The following is a 20,420-nucleotide window of genomic DNA, read 5'->3' on the forward strand; positions in this document are numbered from 1 at the left end:
TTTGATAGTTTGGGTATTTTTTTGTTGGCTCGAAAACAAGTTTAAAAAACTAATGCAAGGGAACGAACTTGTTCTTACAACCTAGCTATTATAACAAAGTAATGATTCATCTTTGAGAAGGAATCATTTCATTGTGTCCCAGTCTCTTTATTTTTAAAGTTTGATATCCAGAAAAAGAGGTAACGTGATAGGATAAGGTAAGCTGAATGTTTCATAAATACATAGCATGTACAATATGATAGAAGTAAAAGCAGACGGCAAGGACAGAAAAGGTGTGGAAAAAGCATGACGGATAAGACAAAGAAAAAAGTAAAACAAGGATTGTTTTTCCTGTTTATTATATATGGTGTGGCACTTATTTACGTAACGCTAATTAAAGAAAATGAGCAAGTATATGGGCAAGCTATGAATTTAAGCTTATTCAGTACAATTAAGCTCATGTGGGACAGTGGAAACTTGGAGCTAGCAGTGGTGAATGTATTAGGTAATATTGTAATGTTTGCTCCGGTTGGAATGTTTATACCACTTTTTATGAAATCATTTGATGGATTTATTCAAGTGTTTGTGACGGGTTTTTTAATTAGTTTTACTATTGAAATTTTACAATATGAGTTAACAGAGCGAGTCTTTGATATTGATGATATTCTATTAAATTCAATTGGAACACTTGTCGGATGGATTTTAGTTAAGCTGCTCTTTTTCTTTAAAAGACTTATTTTGAAACAATAGACACCGAGATAAATAGCTACCTATCTCGGTGTTTTTTATTAAGAGTAAAGTTTAGATCCTTTTTCAATAAATTCCTGTGATTTTTCTTTCATGCCTTGTTTAGCGAAATCAACGAGCTGTTTTTCATCCGCTAGCTGTCTAATATCGTGAGAAATTCTCATTGAACAGAACTTAGGTCCACACATGGAACAGAAGTGAGCGGTTTTAGCACCTTCTGCTGGTAGTGTTTCATCATGGTATTCTCGAGCTCGGTCAGGATCTAACGATAAATTAAATTGGTCATGCCATCTAAACTCAAATCGAGCTTTTGAAAGCGCGTTATCACGAATTTGGGCACCTGGGTGACCTTTTGCAAGATCAGCAGCATGAGCAGCAATTTTATAGGTAATTACACCTTCGCGAACATCTTCTTTATTCGGGAGGCCTAAATGTTCTTTTGGGGTTACATAACAAAGCATTGCTGTACCAAACCACCCAATCATTGCAGCTCCAATACCAGACGTAATGTGGTCATAGCCCGGTGCTATATCAGTTGTTAGTGGTCCCAGGGTATAGAATGGTGCTTCGTGGCAAACTTCCATTTGTCGGTCAACGTTCTCTTTAATCAGATGCATTGGCACATGTCCAGGACCCTCAATCATTACTTGAACATCATGCTTCCACGCAATTGTTGTTAATTCGCCAAGCGTATCAAGCTCTGCAAATTGAGCTTCGTCGTTCGCATCAGCAATTGAACCAGGGCGCAGGCCATCTCCCAGTGAGATTGAGATATCATATTGCTTACAAATTTCGCAAATCTCTTCAAAGTGTGTATACAAAAAGTTTTCTTGGTGATGTGCTAAGCACCATTGAGCCAAAATGGAACCACCCCGTGAGACAATACCGGTTGTTCGCGTAGCAGTTAGTGGAATATAGCGCAACAGTACGCCTGCATGAATTGTAAAGTAATCAACTCCTTGTTCTGCTTGTTCAATGAGTGTATCACGATAAACCTCCCAAGATAGGTCTTCTGCTATGCCATTAACTTTCTCTAAAGCTTGATAGATTGGGACAGTGCCAACAGGAACGGGTGAATTTCGAATAATCCATTCGCGCGTCTTATGAATGTCTTTACCAGTTGAAAGATCCATAATTGTATCTGCTCCCCACCTTGTAGCCCACGTCATCTTTTCAACTTCATCTTCAATTGATGAATGAACAGCAGAGTTTCCGATATTTGCATTAATTTTCACGTGAAACTTTGTTCCAATAATCATTGGTTCAACTTCTGGATGGTTAATATTGCAGGGAATGATTGCACGCCCTGCTGCAACTTCTTCACGAATCGTTTCTGCACTCATTTGCTCACGAATTGCGATAAATTCCATTTCAGGAGTGATAATTCCTTTTTTTGCATAATGCATTTGGGTGACGTTTCTGTCATCCTTTGCTTTTTGTGGTGAATAATTAATAAGGGGAAAGCTTTTCGTTTCGTTCCGTTGATCGCCTTCTTTATAGCCGTTATCTCTTGCTTGAACGGTACGGCCAGCATAGGAAAAAGTATCGTTTCGTTCTGCAATCCATGGTTTGCGTAAAGGTGGCAGTCCTTTTTCTAAATCTACACTATAGGCTGGATCGGTGTATACGCCGCTTGTATCGTAAACGCGAACGGGGGTGTTTTGCTCTTCACCGCGGTCGTTTACAGTGGGGGAAAGGTGGATTTCGCGCATCGGTACTTGAATATCACTTCGAGTCCCTTGCACGTATACTTTTTTACTGTTTGGAAACGGCTGTTGCATTGAAATGATTACTTGTTCTTTAGACATACTTATTCCTCCATTATGCTAGTAGATTTTGAGAAAATAAGCTATACCGAACAAAAAAATCGGGCTCTATGTAAGAGCCCGATGGAATAGACAAAAAAGAAAACAGCATAAAACACCGTTCTTTCAAGACTACTTCCCTACGTTGGTATAACCCAAATCAGGTTCAAAGGGTTAAAGAGCACAATAACTCTTCTCTCAGTCTGTGTAATCAGACACCCCTAGTAGAAAATCATTTAATTGACGACTTCATTCTACCATCATTAGGAAAAAATGCAAGCGGTTATTTATCTTTTTGCTGCTTCAAATGCAATAACAATAGCGGTAATAATATGCATAACCATTCCCACAACTGGGATTACGCCGACAAATGATGTCACCATACCCAAAATATTTCCGTAAGCTGAACGACCTTCTTTATGAGATAAAAATAGAGCAATTGCATGTAGGAAAAAAGCAAATACTAAAGGTCCCCATGAAAAGCTTATGATGAATGCACCACCAATTAGAGGAATACCTAAAAATGCTTCATACCCAGCCGTTAGCCATTTCATAACACGTACATTTCCGCTCATGTATAAGAGCCTCCTATTAAGTAATGTAGTAGTATATACGAACGAATTAGCTAGAAGTTTCATTTTATAGACTGACTATTAATGGGAAAAAAAATAATTGATAAAATATTTTAATTTTTGTATACAAATCTGAAAAGTTTTGTTAGAATATTTTTATTCAATTAAAACACCTTATAAATTCGTTGAAGAGAACGAGTAGGTTATGAAAACTGTTCCCCAGAGAGCTAACGTTTGCTGAAAGTTAGCGTACAGTTCCTAGCTGAAAATCATCTCTGAGAAAATATGCTGAAGCTTTATAGTAAGTATATTCGGACGTCCACCGTTAGAAGGAACACGTATGAACACGTACGTTGGCGAGTGCTGCTGTTTTTAGCAGAACGAGGGTGGTAACGCGAGAATTATATCTCGTCCCTTTTTAGGGACGGGATTTTTTTGTGTATAAAAAGGAGTGATTCGAGTGGAAAGTGATATTGACATTAGACAGAAAAATCAGCAGTACAAACAATCTAGGAGGAACTCACATGAATGCTTTATCAAGAAAAGATACACTGTTTATTAGTTTAATGCTATTCTCATTATTTTTTGGAGCAGGAAACTTAATTTTCCCTCCATTTTTAGGACAGTCTGCTGGAAGTGAATTGTGGCCAGCTGTTACAGGCTTCATTTTATCGGCTGTGGGGCTACCAATCCTGGGTGTCATTGCTGTAGCAAAATCAAATGGTCTTCAATCATTAGCAAACCGAGTCCACCCAGTTTTCGCCGTTGTATTTACGGTCATGATTTACTTAGCAATTGGACCTTTTTTAGGAATCCCACGAGCAGGAAGCTTAGCATTTGAAATGGGCGTACAGCCTTTTTTACCTGAAGGAGTAAATGTAAAAGCCGCGCTGTTTGGATATACGTTTTGTTATTTTGCACTTGCTTACTGGTTAGCTTTAAAGCCTTCAAAGCTTGTTGACCGCTTTGGGAAAGTATTAACGCCAGTTTTATTAGTTCTTATTTCACTTATTTTTATTCGTGCCCTTTCTTATCCTTTTGAGCCGGCTGGTCAACCTGCAGGTAACTATGTGACAAAAGCATTTGCTACTGGATTTACCGATGGTTATGCGACCATGGATACAATTGCTGCGCTAAACTTTGGAATTGTCATTGCAATGGCTTTGAAGCAAAAAGGAATGACTAGTACGAAAAGTATTATGTCATCATCTATTCGTGCAGGAGTAATTGCAGGAACGTTGCTAGCTATTATTTATCTTATGCTGGCATATTTAGGATCTGTTAGTCATGCCAATGCAGCAAATGGAGCAATAACGTTAACGAACATTGTATTTACGCTTTTTGGACCGTTCGGAGCTGTTCTATTAGGAGTTGTATTTACGCTAGCGTGTTTAACAACTTCTGTTGGATTATTAACCTCATGCAGTCAGTATTTTGAGCAATTAGTACCGAAAGTATCATATAAGGTTTGGGTTAGTACAATTGCCGTATTTAGTTTACTTGTTGCAAACTTAGGATTAACCATGATTCTAAAAATTTCAGTTCCAGTTTTAACAGCTATTTACCCTGTTGCTATTATGCTAATTGTTCTATCATTAACGAATTCTTTAATCAAAGGAAAGCAAGGTGTATATGCTTTATCTATTTTATTCGTTGGAATTGTAAGCGTAACGGACGCTTGTCTTCAGTCAGGGTTAAACTTAGGTGCTTGGGGGGGACTTGTAAAGACTTTGCCATTGTATAACACAGGATTTGGTTGGTTAGTACCAGCAATCGCTGGGGCTATGGGCGGTTATCTTCTTAGCTTATATAATCTAAAAGGTAAAGTAGTTCACTCAAAACAAGTTAAATCATATAGTAAATAAGATTGTCCATAAAAAAAGCCCAGTTTGGGCTTTTTTTGTTCTTCAAATAAAGATTGTGTTTTTATCAGCAAACAATTATGATAAAAAGCGAATATTCACGTTTGCTATGAAGATGAAAAAATTATGTAATCTTGAAAGGTAGAGTAAAAATGTGGGAAATTATTGTTGCGATTATTTTAGGAATTGTAGAAGGTCTAACTGAATTTGCGCCTGTATCATCGACCGGACACATGATTATTGTAGATGATTTATGGCTGAATTCAAAAGAACTATTTTCACCAGAGGTTGCTAATACATTTAAGATTGTCATTCAATTAGGCTCGATCCTAGCCGTTGTTGTTTTGTTTAGAAATCGTTTTATTAATCTATTAGGGTTAAATCGTAAAAATGAGAAATATGAACAGGTAACAAATCGATTAAAACTTTCTCAAGTTATCGTTGGTTTGCTTCCGGCAGCTGTATTAGGATTCTTATTTGAAGATTTTATTGACAAGCATTTGTTCTCGTTGAACACGGTGTTAGTCAGCTTAATTGCAGGAGCAATTTTAATGATTATTGCAGACCGCTTTGCTTCAAGAATTCCAAAAACAGAAACGGTAGATCAAATGACCTATCGTCAAGCCATTGGTGTTGGATTGTTTCAGTGTATCGCTCTATGGCCAGGATTTTCGCGTTCTGGTGCTACCATTTCAGGTGGGGTACTTTTAGGCATGAGTCACCGAGCAGCTTCTGATTTTACTTTTATTATGGCTGTTCCTATCATGGCAGGAGCTAGTGGGTTATCATTAATCAAAAACTGGCAGTATTTCACGATTGATGCATTGCCTTTTTTCATTGCCGGCTTTATTAGTGCTTTTATTGTAGCGCTTGTTTCCATTCGCTTTTTCTTAAAATTAATTAATCGAATAAAATTGGTACCTTTTGCTATTTATCGTATTGTATTAGCAGTTGCTATTTATCTTGTATTCTTTTAAGAATGATAAAACAGCCTTGGTTACATTTAGAACCAAGGCTGTTTTATATTTTGGCATTTATATAGTTAAAAAGTTTTGAGTCATAAAAATAAATTGACAAGCTTTCGAAAAACAGATAAATTATTCTTATTGAATAAAACATTAATTCTGTATAATATTTTAGAAAAATAATTTAATAAGAAGCTTAATCTAAATTAGAGCGGGGGAACCACAAATTTGGTATATCATATGCCTTGGGGTGAATCTTTCCTGAGTGAAAGTAGGGTACTCTCAAACCCGAATCCGACAGTTAACCTCGTCTGCTTATTGAGAGAAAGAACATTGTCTTTTTGTCGACCATTCTTTCTTTTAGAATGGTCTTTTTTTAATTTTCAGAAAAAATAAAATCGCTTTACAACAGAGAGGAGAGCACATATGAAAAAATTGCGGTTTGGCATGGCAACACAAATTTTTGTTGGTTTAATTTTAGGTATTCTAGTTGGTGTTATTTGGTTTAATGATCCAAGAGTAGCAACGTATTTACAGCCGCTGGGCGACTTATTCTTACGCCTGATTAAAATGATTGTTATTCCAATTGTTATCTCAAGCTTAATTGTTGGTATTGCGGGCGCTGGTAACGGCAAGCAAGTAGGCCGATTAGGTGCTAAGACTATCATTTACTTTGAAGTCATCACAACGTTTGCAATCATTATAGGTGTTTTATTGGCTAATGCTTTCCAACCAGGTGTAGGAGTGGACATTGAATCTGCACAAAAGACTGATATTAACCAGTACGTAGAGACAAGTGAAGAACAAAGTGAGAAATCCGTTGCAGAAACGTTCCTTCATATTGTTCCAACGAACTTCTTCCAATCATTAGTGGAAGGTGACATGTTAGCCATCATCTTTTTCTCCGTGTTATTTGGATTAGGTGTAGCAGCTATTGGGGATCGTGGAAAGCCTGTTTTACAATTTTTTGATGGCGTTTCTCATGCGATGTTCCATGTTGTTAACATGGTGATGAAAGTTGCTCCTATCGGGGTCTTTGCTCTCATTGGTGTAACTGTTTCTAAGTTTGGTTTAGAATCATTAATGTCTCTAGCGAAACTTGTTATTCTAGTTCACGCTGGTTTACTGTTCTTCTTAATTGTGGTTTTAGGAGCGGTTGCGAAATGGGCTGGTGTAAATATCTTTACATTAATGCGTTATTTAAAAGATGAATTGCTGTTAGCATATAGTACATCAAGTTCAGAAACGGTATTACCGCGTATTATGGGCAAATTAGAAAAAATGGGATGTCCAAAAGCTATTGTATCGTTTGTTATCCCAATTGGTTATACGTTTAACTTAGATGGATCTGTGCTGTATCAAGCAATTGCCGCTATTTTCTTGGCACAGGTTTATGGAATTGACTTAACAATTGTCGAACAGCTAACGCTAATCCTAGTGCTTATGATTACTTCAAAAGGGATGGCAGCCGTTCCAGGAACATCATTTGTTGTATTATTAGCAACGTTAGGTACGATTGGAATTCCAGCCGAAGGTCTTGCATTCATTGCCGGTGTGGACCGAATTATGGATATGGCTCGTACAGTTGTAAACTTAATGGGTAACACAATTGCAGGAATTGTTATGTCTAAGTCTGAAGGCAAGTACAATCCTATAAAAGCTAATGAAGTGATGAAACAGTCGAGAGAGGCAAAAGTAGCTAGCTAATGTATCTTCTAATCTCGTAACAATGCTTAATGCATAAGGCTACTTACCGGTTCTATTTTTATGAACAGGTAAGTAGCTTTTTTGATAATTTTTTGATTAGTTCTTTATTAATAAAGAAATTAAACCTATAATTATAGTAGGTAACAACAGATATGTTTTTAAATAAACAAGCTGAGCGTGCTCTAGTATGTGGCATGTGAGTGAATTTAGGAAGAAAGCGTGGGAGGCATTTACATATGTGGAAGAAGCGCATAGCAATTATTGTATCGATTATTGCAGCTTGTTTTTTAATTCCTTATAGCTTACCAATTGTCTTTGCATTATTAACAGCAATTGTTCTAGAAGGTCTTATTCAAAAGTTGCAGCATTCTTTGAAGTTTAGTCGAATCTATGCTGTATTAGTAGCGTTTTTATTATATGTTGTATCCATAACATTAATTGGTTTCTTTATTATTCGTACAATTGTAACGCAAGTAGTGGCTCTCTCAAAAGTTACGCCTTCTTTTGTAAAAGAGCTTTATGAAACAACAATTTATCCTAACATTATTAAGTGGAAGTATTATTCAAACGCTCTTCCTACAGAAGTCATTTCATCCATTGAAAACGCAATCGAAAGCACCATTAATTCATTGGATACACTATTAAAAGGAACCGTTGAGTTAATTATTAGCTTTGCTGCAACCGTTCCAGGCTTCTTGCTAGAATTTCTGATTTATTTAGTTGCTTTAGTATTCATTAGCTTAGAGCTACCGAACATAAAAGAAAAAGTAAAATCGTTTTTAACAGATGAAACGAAATATAAAACAAAGATTGTTATTACGCAATTAATGCAAGCAGGTGTTGGCTTCATTAAAGCTCAGATTGTATTGAGTCTTTTAACATTTGTGATGGCTTATGTTGGGCTATGGCTATTAAATGTTCCGTACACGGCTTTATTGAGTCTTTTAATCGTTATCGTTGATATTCTACCAATTCTAGGAACAGGTTCCGTTCTAGTTCCATGGGGAATATTTGCTTTAACTCAAGGTCAAGACTCGTTGGCAATTGGTCTATTTATTTTATTTGGGGTGATTACCGTCGTTCGAAGAGTTGTAGAACCAAAAGTTTTTTCAACAAACATGGGAATTTCTCCTTTAGCTGCGTTAATTAGCCTGTATATTGGATTTAAATTGCTAGGGTTTGTGGGGCTGTTTTTAGGTCCAGCTCTTGTCATCTTATATGATGCGCTTCGAAAAGTTGGCGTCATCCAAATTAACTTTAAAATTTAGGCACTAGTAATCTAGTGCTTTTTTTGTTGGGATTTTTTACAGAACGACTCGTTAATTCGTTAGATTGACAGCATTCGTTCTTTTTTTACTTTTCAATTAAAGGGGATTAATATACAATTATGACTTGTGAAGCTTTAAAATATCACGTTTTGTTATAGAGCAGTAAGTTAACTAAGGAGGAAGTCGTTTGTTAGAAACAATTGTTTTATCACTAGTAGAAGCGCTTAAGCAACTTTCGTATTTCGGCGTTATCTTAGCGCTAACGTTTGAATTTGTCCCAGCAGAGCTAGTCTTACCACTCGTAGGATATTGGGTATATCAAGGTGACATGAACCTTTATTTAGCTATTTTAGCAGGAACAGTTGGAGGCGTGTTTGGACCATTAACACTTTATGCTCTTGGTCGCTATGGTGGGCGTCCACTTGTCTTAAAATATGGAAAGTATTTTCTAGTAAAAGAAAAGGAAATCGATGCAGCAGATCGATTTTTTAATAAATATGGGGCAGGAGTAGCCTTTTTTGGTCGCTTTATTCCTGGAGTACGTACAGCCATCTCGCTTCCTTGCGGAATGGCAAAAATGAACGTTTGGCAATTTTCTATTTACACGTTTGTAGCGATGTTACCAATTACGGCTCTTTACGTATATCTGGGTTATAAGTTAGGCCCAAAATGGGAAGATGTTGGACCTATTGTATCTCAATATATGCAGCCGATTGGAATTGGACTATTAGTTATCATTATTATTTTCTTTACGTTTAAATATGTGAAAAAGAAACAAAAAGCATAAGGGAAAAGAGAGCGTCCAGCAAATTAGTTGTCTGGGCGCTTTATGTAGAAAGGGGAAAGCATATGGAAACGACTGAACAGCTGGCTAAAGAATTAAAGAAGATTGAAAAGTGGGAAAAAAGTCAAAAGGGACTATTCTTTTGGGAAAAGCTGCTTCGCTTACCTTTTGCAGCGCTTGATAAAGTCACGCCTAGGTTTATCCACGAAAAAATAGAAAAGCTTCTTGACGAGGTTGCTAAGTACATTGATAACGGAGGCCAATATTTAGCTAATACTTCCGCTACGTTAGAAAAAGCATCTAAACGCTTAAAAGAAAAAGATTTAACATTAACGGATATTCAGCAGTTATCTATTCAAGAAATGGATGAGTTAGCAAATGCCTTTGTGGAGGCACGTCAAAAAAATGCTAAAATTCAAGGTGCTACGACTGGAATTGGTGGTATCTTCACGCTGGCTATTGATGTACCGTTTGTACTAGGGCTAACTTTAAAAACGCTACAAGAAGTAGCTGTTTCCTATGGATACGACCCGACAAAACAAGAAGAGCGTGTGTTTATGGTAAAGTGCATGCAGTTCTCATCCTCTGACATTGTAGGTAAGCGAGCAATTTTAGAAGAGCTATCAGAAGGGAAGCGAGAACAAAGCTTATCGCAGCTTCAAGGTTGGAGAGAGGTATTTACGACTTATCGAGATAACTGGGGATGGAAAAAACTTTTTCAAATGATTCCTATAGCAGGTATGATCTTCGGTGCTTATGTAAATAAGCAGGCGATTGGAGACATTGGAGAAATAGGGACGATGCTTTATCGTAAACGCCGCATCTTAGAACGATTAGAACAAGAAAAGAATTTACAAGAGTCATAATAAGACATTTCCTGCGAAATAACATTATTTCTAGGGAAATATGTCGATAAAAAAGCATCCTTGCTACTAAGAAAGGATGCTTTTTACCTTAAACAATACCGAAGAAAGTGTAAAGTGCAATGATGACAAAAACCGCTAGCGTTTTAATGATCGTAATTGCAAAAATATCTCGATATGCTTGACGGTGAGTCAAACCTGTTACTGCAAGAAGCGTAATAACAGCACCGTTATGTGGAAGTGTATCCATACCGCCTGATGCCATCGAAATAACGCGGTGCATCACTTCAGGTGGTATATTAAACTGATTAATTGCCGCTAAATACTTTTCTGACATAGCGCTTAATGCAATTCCCATACCGCCTGATGCAGAACCAGTTATACCAGCCAATGTTGTTGTAGTCACAGCACCGTTAACAAGTGGATTTGTAAATGTCTCGGAAATTCCTTTACTAATAACACCAAAGCCTGGAAGAGCAGCAATAACGCCTCCAAAACCATATTCAGCACCCGTGTTCATAGAAGCTAACAATGCCCCGCTGATACTGGTGTTAAGACCTGCTTGAAAGTTTACTTTTACCTTTTTCCAATCATACAGTAGTGTCGCAATAATCCCTACTACTAGAGCCATTTGAACTGACCAAATAGCAAGTACAGATGAAAGCTCAACTTTTCCAAAGGAGTCAAGACCAATGGCAGTAAAATCAAAGCCATTTGGATACCAAACAGGCAAAGCCATTGTAAATACTTTATTCATAACACCTACTAAAATGAGTGGTACAAACGCTAAGATTTGACGAGGCAAGGTTGGTTTTTCACTTTTCGTACTTGTTTCTTCTTCTCCTGTTGTTACATCATTTTCTAGCTTCTCAGCTGCAGCTGCAGTTTCGTGGTCAAAGCCGTAGTATCCTTCACCAGCAGCTTCTGCTTTTTTACGACGAGCTTCTAAATACTTCATCCCTACAAGTAAGACGAAAATGGCTCCAATAATACCGAGCATCGGTGCAGCATAAATATCAGTTTTGAAGAAAGTAGTTGGAATAACGTTTTGAATCTGTGGAGTACCTGGTAAAGCATCCATTGTAAACGTAAAGGCACCTAATGCAATCGTTCCTGGAATAAGCCTTTTAGGAATATTGGCTTCTCGAAATAGATTAGCTGCAAATGGATAGATAGCAAAAACAACAACAAATAAGCTAACTCCACTATAAGTTAGAATCGCTCCCATGATGACAATAGCTAAAATTGCACGCTTTGCACCAACAACTTGTACAATTGTTTTAGCAATCGTTTCAGCCAACCCTGACATTTCAACGACTTTACCAAAAATAGCCCCTAGTAAGAAAACGGGAAAATAAAGCTTGATAAATCCTACCATCTTTTCCATAAAAATATTTGAAAAGAAAGGTAATACATAGCTTGGCTCAGTTAGCACAACAGCAAAAAGTGCACAGATCGGTGCAAATAAAATAACTGAAAATCCGCGATATGCGACAAACATTAAAAGACTAAGTGATAAAAGGATAATAACTAGTTCCATTTCAAATCCCCCCCATAGCGTTCTTTACTTTATTAAATCGATATAATCCTCCTTTTATAAAAAATAATGTAAGCGTTTACTTAACGAAATATATTTGCAAGATTCGTGCCAACTTCTAAAAATCAGACAATAATAAACAAAGTCTGGATATTTGAATAGAAATATAGAGAAGTATAATTTTTATTTCCGAAAAACCGGAATATGAGAGATGTTTACTTCCGCAAATCCGGAAAAAATCCGTTTTTCCGGAATGAAAACAATTGTACAAGGAGAGTTTGGTATAATAGATAGTAGAAGCGTGTACATAGGAGGAGCGATGATGGCTAATAAAAATCGAATTCCTGATAAATGGTTTGAAGAGATTTTAAATGTAGCAACAGAATGGATCGTTGTAGTAAATGTTCAGGGGGAAATCCTTTATATAAATAAAGCTTACTGTGAGTTTTTACATACGACTGTTGAACAAGCAATTGGACGCTCTGTTCAAGAAGTGATTGAAAACTCAAGAATGCATATTGTGACTCAAACAGGCCAAGCAGAAGTAGCTAGCATTCATTTTATTAAAGGGAATGAGATGATTGCAAATAGATATCCTTTATATGTAGACAATGAATTAGTTGGAGCTGTGGGAACGGTAATGTTTCGGAATGCTAAAGATTGGCTAGCTTATTCTGAAAAAATACAGCCTCTATTAGAAGAATTAAATTATTATAAGAAAAAACTTGAGCACGAATCGGAAAGTAAATATAGTTTTCAAGATCTTATTGGAGATAATGAAAGGTTTCTCTTGGCTAAACAGTTAGCTGAAAGAGTGGCCAACAGTAAATCTGCTGTTTTGTTATTAGGAGAATCTGGGACTGGGAAAGAATTATTTGCTCACGCAATTCACCAAGCGAGTTCGCGGTGCTTCTTTCCGCTTGTTCGAGTCAACTGTGCATCTATTCCTCAGCAACTTTTAGAATCTGAACTGTTTGGGTATGAAGAAGGTGCGTTTACAGGTGCTCGTAGAGGAGGGAAAAAAGGGAAATTTGAGCTAGCTCATAGAGGTACAATCTTTTTAGATGAAGTAGGTGATATGCCTCTTCAAATGCAAAGCAAGCTGCTGCGTGTGGTACAAGAGAAAGAGCTAGAACGAGTTGGGGGTCAAAAAACCATCGATATTGATGTGCGAATTATTGCCGCTACCCATCGAAATTTAGAAGAAATGGTGGAAAAGGGTGAGTTTCGAGAAGATTTATATTATCGCTTGAATGTTATTAAAGTTGATATCCCACCTCTTCGTGAGCGAAAAGAAGATTTACCTGAAATTGCTTATGTGCTGTTAAAAAAACTAGAGCGGCACTTTCATCGCCCTAATCTCAAATTATCAAACGAGGTGTTACAGCAGTTACAAAAGCATTCGTGGCCTGGCAATATACGTGAATTAGAAAATGTATTGGAGAGAGCTGTTAATATTTTAGATGGTCAAACTATTCTCTTATCTCATTTACCTTTATATCTTCAAGACCTTGAAGGAGGCAATCAAGATATAAAAAAAGAAAGCAAAGGCTTAGTGATGACAGAAAAGGATGAGGTCCCATCACTAAAGGACGTGGTGGCACAAGCCGAAAAAGAAGCAATCATAAAAGCTTTAAAAAGTACGAATGGAAACAAACAGCAAGCAGCTAAGCTCTTAGAAATTGGTAAAACAAGCTTTTATGATAAATGTAAGCGATATGGAATTGATTAAAAGCATGATGCGCATAAATCATCATGCTTGTTTTGTTTAAAGCAAAAAAGTACTTTTATTTCGTTAGTTATTTACCATTGAGAGAAAGTAGTTTTACACATAAAATAAAACTAACAAAAAAAGTAATGGAATAGATTGTATACGCTTACAAGAGGGTGGTAAGAAAATGGCTGTAAAACAATATTTGAACTTTGAAGTTATCAAATCACCAACCATGCATGTTCTATTAGATGAAACAAATGAAGATGGTATTCATTTGGTAAAAGTAAAGGTGAAAAATAATCATGCGACTGCAGGGGCAAAACTATCGTTAGAATGGACAAATCCATGCACGGATATTCATGGCTATTGGCTATTCAATCAGTCTCGTATACGTTTTGATGACCAGGATATGAGAAAGCTACCGTACCTTAATAGCTTTTATAATGATCAAGGTGAAAATCGGTATAGCGTAACCTGTTCAGATACATCAAGGTATGTTGCTCTTTTTATGGCCTTTGATCAAGCAAAAATGACAATGAACTTTAGCCTTCAGGTGGAGATACCTTTAAATAATGCAGAATACGAGTGCGAAATTCGCATCGACACACGAGATATTCCATATGAACAGTCTCTAGTAGAGTTAAAAGAATGGCATGAACACAAAGGAAATGTGTTTGCTCACTTTTCGAAAAAACATGTATCTTCTCCCACTTATGTATGTACAGGTGCGTTTCCTTCAGAAATCCAAGAAATTGAAGAAAATGTCTATATAGCTAAGCAGCTTGGTTTTGAACGAATCGTTGCTGAAGTCTCGTATGAAGTAGTAAAAGATTTGTTAGAGGATAGGGAACATGATGCTTCAATTCAAAAACATATTGGGCACATTCATCAAATGGAGCTGGACTACACATTGTCTGTTTATCTCACAAATGAGCAGTTTAGCGCGAGGAGGCTACATATCTTAACACATATGCAGCAGCTCTTAGATAAGTGGAAGTTTGACCGAATAGAGCTTCGAGTACAAGCGAGTTCTGATTGTGACGACACGGAACATATGGTTTATCGTTTATTAAAGCATATTACTAGCCTTCAAAAAGGGGTTCAAGTTTTAGAAGTTGGCTGTTTTATGGTTGATAAGCAATCGCTTCACTATAGTTTTCCCTCTTCTTTCATGATGGGTGATCGAGCGGTAGAACGATTACACATAAAAAATTTGCGGTATTTGTATCCAAATCAATCAATTCAATCACCTATTATTCAATGGCACGAAAATGAAAGTGCAGAAAATGCCTCACTCTATTTAATTAACACATTATTTGCAGTTCCGCATGTTAGTATTAACTTAAAGCACTTAAGCTATGAACACTCTCAGCTATTATCTTATTGGATTACATTTTGGAAGAATCATAGCAACCTTCTAAATGTTAAAAAGATAAGAGCTAGTTCAGCCCAGTTGAATGCGGTTATGAGCGTACAGCATGAGAATGAGAGTTTAATAGTGCGCTATGATTCTACTGCTATTCAGTTAAAGAAAGATAATCAGTTATGTACAATTGTGAACGGATCGGAAGAAGAGACGATGATTGTAAAGCTAACAGGTGGAACATGGCAAATAAAGATATTTAACTGTTTAGGGAAGTTGGTTCATAGTGAAAATCAATTTCTAAGTTCAGGATTTCATACATTCAGATGTCTGAAATCTGGCGTTATCCAATTGGTTAAAAGAGATTTATAATAAAGTGGTTTAGCAGGTAGCTTTTAAAGATACCTGCTTTTTTATGTTTGTCTAAATGTTAACTTATTTATATATTTTGTTGACATTTATCTATGGTAAATGTTAACTTTTATTTTATATAGATTAACATATTTAGAGGGAGGGGATTGCCATGAAAGCAGCCTATATAAAGGATTGGGGAAAACTAGCTAATCAGGTTATTGAAGAAGGATACGCCCTAACAAAAGAAGAAGCTCACCAAATACTAACTGTTCCAGATGAACAAATTTTAAACATTATGAATGCCGCTTATCAAATTAGGCACCATTACTATGGACGGAAAGTAAAGTTAAATATGATTATTAATACAAAGTCAGGACTGTGTCCGGAAGACTGTGGTTACTGTTCACAGTCTATTATTTCAGAGGCACCAATTGATAAATATGCTTGGTTAACACAAGAAAAAATCGTTGAAGGTGCATTTGAAGCAAAGCGCCGTAAAGCGGGTACATACTGTATTGTTGCATCAGGACGTCGTCCGACGGATAGAGAAGTAGAGCACGTTATTGGTGCTGTAAAACAGATTCGTGAAGAAACGGATTTGAAGATTTGCGCCTGTTTAGGGTTTTTAAATGATGATCAAGCCTCTAGGCTAGTAGATGCAGGCGTACATCGCTACAACCATAACTTGAACACACACGCTGATCATTATGATGAAATTTGTTCTACACATAGTTATGACGATCGAGTTGATACCGTGCAAAAGTCAAAACAAGCCGGATTATCTCCTTGCTCAGGTGCTATTTTTGGAATGGGTGAGACGGAGGAGCAGCGAGTAGATATAGCTTTTGAGATAAATAGGTTAGATGCAGACTCTATTCCGTGTAATTTCCTAGTTTCAGTGCCAGGCACACCGTTAGAGAATCAAAAATCCCTTACTCCGATGCAGTGTTTAAAAATTTTAGCGATGATGAGATTTGTAAATCCGACAAAGGAAATTCGTATTTCCGGCGGCCGAGAAATTAACCTTCGCTCGTTACAACCACTAGGGCTATTTGCGGCTAACTCGATTTTTGTTGGAGATTATTTAACAACAGAAGGACAAGAGCCAACGTCAGATTGGCAGCTGATTGAAGATTTAGGGTTTGAGATTGAAGAGTGTGCACTATAAAAAGTGGCGATTACATCTTTGTAATCGCTCTTTTTTTGTTTACAAAACATCTATTCCACCTTTACAAAACTATACACTTTCTTCACAGTGGCTTTATATAGACAAGCTAACATAATAACTGTGAAAGACAAGTGAATAGATAACCGGTTATGAATAAGAGAAGCCATGAAAAAACAATAGAATGAAAGATCTATCCGTTTTTTTATGGCTTTTTTATTTACTTTATCTGAGGTGATTGTACGCATGGATAGAATAAATGAATTCGAATTTTATTTAAATAGAGATCGAATGATTGCATCCGTTAAAACGCCGAAAAGTCTAGAGCTCTTTTTAGAATCAGAAGTGAAAGCGGCTTTTCTTCTTACAGGTAACATTAGCGTCATTAAAAGGTATGTAGAGCTATTAACGGAACATGACCGCTTTGTGTTTTTACATTTGGAGAAGATAAAGGGAATTAGTTATGACAAAGAGGGTCTCAAATTTATTGCAAAGTTCGTAAAGCCTACCGGAATTGTGACAACAAAGAGTTCTCTAATCCAGCTTGCGAAAAAAGAAGGTTTGATTGCTATTCAGCGTTTGTTTTTGGTGGATACCGACGCGGTAGCAAACGGGCTGAAAGTGGTTGAAGAAATCCAGCCAGATGCTCTTGAAATTATGCCAGCTTTAATACCCGAAATGATTGAAAAGTTAAAAGTAAAAACCTCTTGTCCACTCATTACAGGAGGGCTCATTCAAAATCAACGACATATCGATCAAGCATTACAAAGTGGAGCAGTAGCAGTATCGACAGGTAGAAATTGGTTATGGAAGACACAAAATAGTCATGAATGATTGTCTAGGTCCGTAAAGTAAAAAAGGGAGTGATGATATGAAGAGAGTACAACTGCAAAATTTTAAAAAATCATACGATCAAAAAACAAATGTCATTAGCGATATCAACGTCACCATTGAAGCAGGAGAATTTTTCGTCTTGGTTGGACCATCTGGATGTGGAAAAAGCACGATGCTCCGCATGATTGCTGGACTTGAAGAAATTACAGAAGGAAATTTGTTTATTGGAGAAGAAAAAGCAAATGGCTTGTTACCAAGTCAGCGCAACTTATCAATGGTATTTCAAAATTATGCGTTATATCCGCATTTAACCGTAGAACAAAACATCACCTTTGGATTGCATACAAAGAAGATATCTAAAATAGAGCAAAGAAAGCGCTGTCAAGAAGCTGCTGAGCTTTTGGGGCTTGACCAACTTTTGAATCGTAAACCAAAACAGCTTTCTGGTGGACAGCGTCAGCGTGTTGCGCTAGCACGAGCAATTGTTACGCAGGCACCCATATGTTTAATGGATGAACCATTATCAAATCTAGATGCAAAGCTTCGTGCCAAAATGAGGTCCGAAATTCGGCAGCTTCAGCGCAAGCTAGGTATCACAATGATTTATGTAACACATGATCAAACAGAAGCTATGACAATGGCAGACCGCATGATGATTTTAAACGGTGGACATATCCAACAGGTAGGAAAGCCTTTAGATATTTATAATTCACCTAACAATACGTTCGTTGCTTCATTTATTGGAGGGCCTCCTATGAATCTAGCAACGGTACAGGTGCATTCACATCAGCTGGTCTTTGAACAGGGCCAGTCACTTTCATACCCCATGTCTATTGAATTGATGACGGAATACAAAGATTTAATCGTTGGGGTAAGACCAGAAAAAGTGAAGCTGGCAAAAGGGGAAGAGCCAAGTCTGTTAGTAAAGGTTGTAAACGTAGAAATCTTAGGAACGGAAACACTAATTACTTTTACAGTTGGTTCAACTGAACAATGGGTTGCAAGATGGAATGGTCAATGGAACATTGCTGTCGGTGATGAGATTCCGATTTATATTGATCCGAAAGATATCTTTTTATTTCACTCTGAAACCGGTGAATGCGTGCATCAAGATACAAAGCATATTACGTCACATACGGTTGAGGAGGAGTTAGCATGAGTGCTATACCAAAGCTATCAAATGCTGAGGTGATACAACAAAAGCCTGCTTCTCGAGAACGTTCATCGTTGTTAGAAGGCTTAATTTACTTATTGCCGTCTATCCTTTTATTTGGCGTGTTTCTTTTCTATCCTATGCTTCGCACGCTGTATTTAAGCCTATTTATAACAGATAGTCAAGGTGTTCCCATAAGGTTTGTAGGGGTGGATAACTTTGTGAATTTACTATCGAACCCTAATTTCTTACAAAGTATGAAAGCTACCTTTTTATTTGTTTTATACACGGTCCCCATTGGGATTATTATCGCTTTATTTTTAGCTTTAATCGCCAATGAAAAGTTAAAAGGAATTGGCTTTTTTCGCACGATGTTTTCATCGACAATGGGTATGAGCGTAGCGGCATCATCTGTTATTTGGATGTTTATGTACAATCCGGCCATTGGCATTATAAATAAAGTCCTCAATACGGTAGGGGTTCAAGGAGTTCAATGGCTGCTTGATCCAAAGTTTTCGCTTATTGCAGTTTCGATTTCAACCATTTGGATGAACGTTGGTTTTACATTTTTAATTTTGCTTGGTGGGTTGCAAAATATCGATGAAAAGCTGTATGAAAACGCACAAATTGCAGGGGTAAGTTATTGGTATCAACTAAGGAAAATCACAATTCCAATGCTATCTCCAACACTCTTTTTTATCATTACCGTTTCGTTTATTAACGCGTTTCAAACCTTTGGCCAAATCGACATTTTAACCAAAGGAGGTCCGACAGATTCAACAAACGTAATCGTGTACTCTATCTATAAAGATGCCTTTATCAATTATAATGTTGGATCTGCAAGTGCACAGGCCGTTATCTTATTCTTTTGCATTCTGCTTTTAACCGTCCTTCAATTTAAACTAGGCGAAAGGAAGGTTCACTATCAATGAGCAAAACCAGAAAGTTTATCACGTATACGTTGCTAATTATATCGACTTTCATTATCGTATTTCCCATTCTATACGCTTTTTCCATCAGCTTTATGACCGGGGCACAAGTACTAGAAGGAAAGATTTTACCAACTTCCTTTACGTTCGATAATTACAGAGCGGCCTTTGAGCGAGTTCCGCTTTTACACTATTTACTTAACAGTTTTATCGTATCCATTTCAGTTATGTTTGGTCAGATTATTGTTTCCAGTCTTGCTGCTTTTGCTTTTGTGTTTATCTCATTTAAAGGGAGAGAAGCATTATTTTTTCTCTTTATCTCCACGATGATGATACCGTGGGAAGCGACGATGGTTCCAAATTTTTTAACTGTTCAAAAGCTTGGTTGGTTAAATAGCCATCTTAGCTTAACGATTCCGTTTTTTGCTTTAGCGTTTGGAACGTTTTTATTACGACAACAGTTTAAGACAATCCCTCATGAACTGTATGAAGCTTCTCAAGTTGCTGGAATTAGTCGATTTCGATTTTTTTGGAATGTCGTACTACCAGTTTCAAAGACGAGCTTAGTTACATTAGGAGTCTATAGCTTTTTAACGACTTGGAACATGTACTTGTGGCCACTTCTTGTTACCAACACTGAAGAGGCACGAACAGTACAAATTGGTTTAAAGCAAATGCAAACACAAGAGATTTCAACTGATTGGGGGGTGGTGATGGCAGCGGTTGTTGTGGTGATTTTACCGACATTATTGCTTCTATTCTTAGGTCAAAAACGACTTCAAAAAGGTCTTACACAAGGTGCAATTAAATAAGGGAGTG

Annotated in this window: 17 protein-coding genes, 2 riboswitches and 1 other annotated feature; of the genes, 14 read left to right on the forward strand and 3 right to left on the reverse strand. The window is 37.0% G+C overall.

The window, feature by feature from the left end:
- Window positions 1-285 precede the first annotated feature (285 nt).
- Complete coding sequence (locus LZP85_RS01455; RefSeq protein ID WP_119543568.1) at window positions 286-729, forward strand: VanZ family protein; 444 nt, start codon at window positions 286-288, stop codon at window positions 727-729.
- Between the two features lie 38 nt (window positions 730-767).
- Here the strand turns inward: LZP85_RS01455 and thiC are convergent, their stop codons facing one another.
- Window positions 768-2,534: a phosphomethylpyrimidine synthase ThiC gene (gene thiC, locus LZP85_RS01460; protein ID WP_025908467.1), complete on the reverse strand. Its 1,767-nt coding sequence runs from the start codon at window positions 2,532-2,534 to the stop codon at window positions 768-770.
- Between the two features lie 117 nt (window positions 2,535-2,651).
- A riboswitch (TPP riboswitch) is annotated at window positions 2,652-2,764 on the reverse strand.
- A gap of 54 nt (window positions 2,765-2,818) precedes the next feature.
- Window positions 2,819-3,106: a hypothetical protein gene (locus tag LZP85_RS01465; protein ID WP_025908468.1), complete on the reverse strand. Its 288-nt coding sequence runs from the start codon at window positions 3,104-3,106 to the stop codon at window positions 2,819-2,821.
- Window positions 3,107-3,279: 173 nt separating this feature from the next.
- Window positions 3,280-3,522, forward strand: a binding site (T-box leader).
- Window positions 3,523-3,627: 105 nt separating this feature from the next.
- Here LZP85_RS01465 and brnQ point away from each other — a divergent pair.
- From brnQ to LZP85_RS01495, 6 genes are all read left to right on the forward strand, one after another.
- The gene (brnQ, locus tag LZP85_RS01470) at window positions 3,628-4,968 is read left to right on the forward strand and encodes a branched-chain amino acid transport system II carrier protein (RefSeq protein WP_234561944.1); all 1,341 of its coding nucleotides are present in this window, start codon (window positions 3,628-3,630) and stop codon (window positions 4,966-4,968) included.
- A gap of 149 nt (window positions 4,969-5,117) precedes the next feature.
- On the forward strand, window positions 5,118-5,942 hold the full coding sequence (locus LZP85_RS01475; protein ID WP_025908470.1) for an undecaprenyl-diphosphate phosphatase: 825 nt from the start codon (window positions 5,118-5,120) through the stop codon (window positions 5,940-5,942).
- 171 nt (window positions 5,943-6,113) lie between these two features.
- Window positions 6,114-6,260, forward strand: a riboswitch (cyclic di-AMP (ydaO/yuaA leader).
- Window positions 6,261-6,356: 96 nt separating this feature from the next.
- A complete protein-coding gene (locus tag LZP85_RS01480; protein ID WP_076513350.1) occupies window positions 6,357-7,637 on the forward strand; it encodes a glutamate/proton symporter GltT in 1,281 nt (426 codons plus the stop codon).
- Between the two features lie 236 nt (window positions 7,638-7,873).
- Complete coding sequence (ytvI, locus tag LZP85_RS01485; RefSeq protein ID WP_025908472.1) at window positions 7,874-8,905, forward strand: sporulation integral membrane protein YtvI; 1,032 nt, start codon at window positions 7,874-7,876, stop codon at window positions 8,903-8,905.
- A gap of 187 nt (window positions 8,906-9,092) precedes the next feature.
- Complete coding sequence (locus LZP85_RS01490) at window positions 9,093-9,692, forward strand: DedA family protein (RefSeq protein WP_119543566.1); 600 nt, start codon at window positions 9,093-9,095, stop codon at window positions 9,690-9,692.
- A 62-nt stretch (window positions 9,693-9,754) separates the two neighbouring features.
- Window positions 9,755-10,555, forward strand: coding sequence for an EcsC family protein (locus LZP85_RS01495; protein ID WP_119543565.1), 801 nt, complete (start codon window positions 9,755-9,757; stop codon window positions 10,553-10,555).
- An 88-nt stretch (window positions 10,556-10,643) separates the two neighbouring features.
- On the opposite strand, the gene LZP85_RS01500 is transcribed toward LZP85_RS01495, so the two are convergent.
- Window positions 10,644-12,092: a GntP family permease gene (locus LZP85_RS01500; protein ID WP_119543564.1), complete on the reverse strand. Its 1,449-nt coding sequence runs from the start codon at window positions 12,090-12,092 to the stop codon at window positions 10,644-10,646.
- Window positions 12,093-12,408: 316 nt separating this feature from the next.
- On the opposite strand from LZP85_RS01500, the gene LZP85_RS01505 reads away from it, so the two are divergent.
- From LZP85_RS01505 to LZP85_RS01535, 7 genes are all read left to right on the forward strand, one after another.
- Window positions 12,409-13,821, forward strand: coding sequence for a sigma-54 interaction domain-containing protein (locus LZP85_RS01505; RefSeq protein WP_224840308.1), 1,413 nt, complete (start codon window positions 12,409-12,411; stop codon window positions 13,819-13,821).
- A gap of 166 nt (window positions 13,822-13,987) precedes the next feature.
- The gene (locus LZP85_RS01510; protein WP_206783042.1) at window positions 13,988-15,538 is read left to right on the forward strand and encodes a hypothetical protein; all 1,551 of its coding nucleotides are present in this window, start codon (window positions 13,988-13,990) and stop codon (window positions 15,536-15,538) included.
- A gap of 151 nt (window positions 15,539-15,689) precedes the next feature.
- Complete coding sequence (gene bioB / locus LZP85_RS01515; RefSeq protein WP_025908477.1) at window positions 15,690-16,688, forward strand: biotin synthase BioB; 999 nt, start codon at window positions 15,690-15,692, stop codon at window positions 16,686-16,688.
- A gap of 243 nt (window positions 16,689-16,931) precedes the next feature.
- Window positions 16,932-17,519 (forward strand): glycerol-3-phosphate responsive antiterminator, encoded by a 588-nt coding sequence (locus tag LZP85_RS01520; protein WP_226639685.1) that lies wholly within the window; start codon window positions 16,932-16,934, stop codon window positions 17,517-17,519.
- A 37-nt stretch (window positions 17,520-17,556) separates the two neighbouring features.
- Entirely contained in the window at window positions 17,557-18,678 is a 1,122-nt protein-coding gene (locus tag LZP85_RS01525) for an ABC transporter ATP-binding protein (RefSeq protein ID WP_025908479.1), read from the forward strand.
- A complete protein-coding gene (locus LZP85_RS01530) occupies window positions 18,675-19,604 on the forward strand; it encodes a carbohydrate ABC transporter permease (protein ID WP_078990280.1) in 930 nt (309 codons plus the stop codon). Before LZP85_RS01525 ends, LZP85_RS01530 begins: the two co-directional genes overlap by 4 nt.
- Window positions 19,601-20,413 (forward strand): carbohydrate ABC transporter permease, encoded by an 813-nt coding sequence (locus LZP85_RS01535; protein ID WP_206783044.1) that lies wholly within the window; start codon window positions 19,601-19,603, stop codon window positions 20,411-20,413. The genes LZP85_RS01530 and LZP85_RS01535 overlap by 4 nt, the downstream gene beginning before the upstream one ends.
- Window positions 20,414-20,420: the final 7 nt, after the last annotated feature.

Origin of the sequence: Priestia flexa (assembly GCF_021441905.1) — a bacterium.
GTDB lineage: Bacteria > Bacillota > Bacilli > Bacillales > Bacillaceae_H > Priestia > Priestia flexa.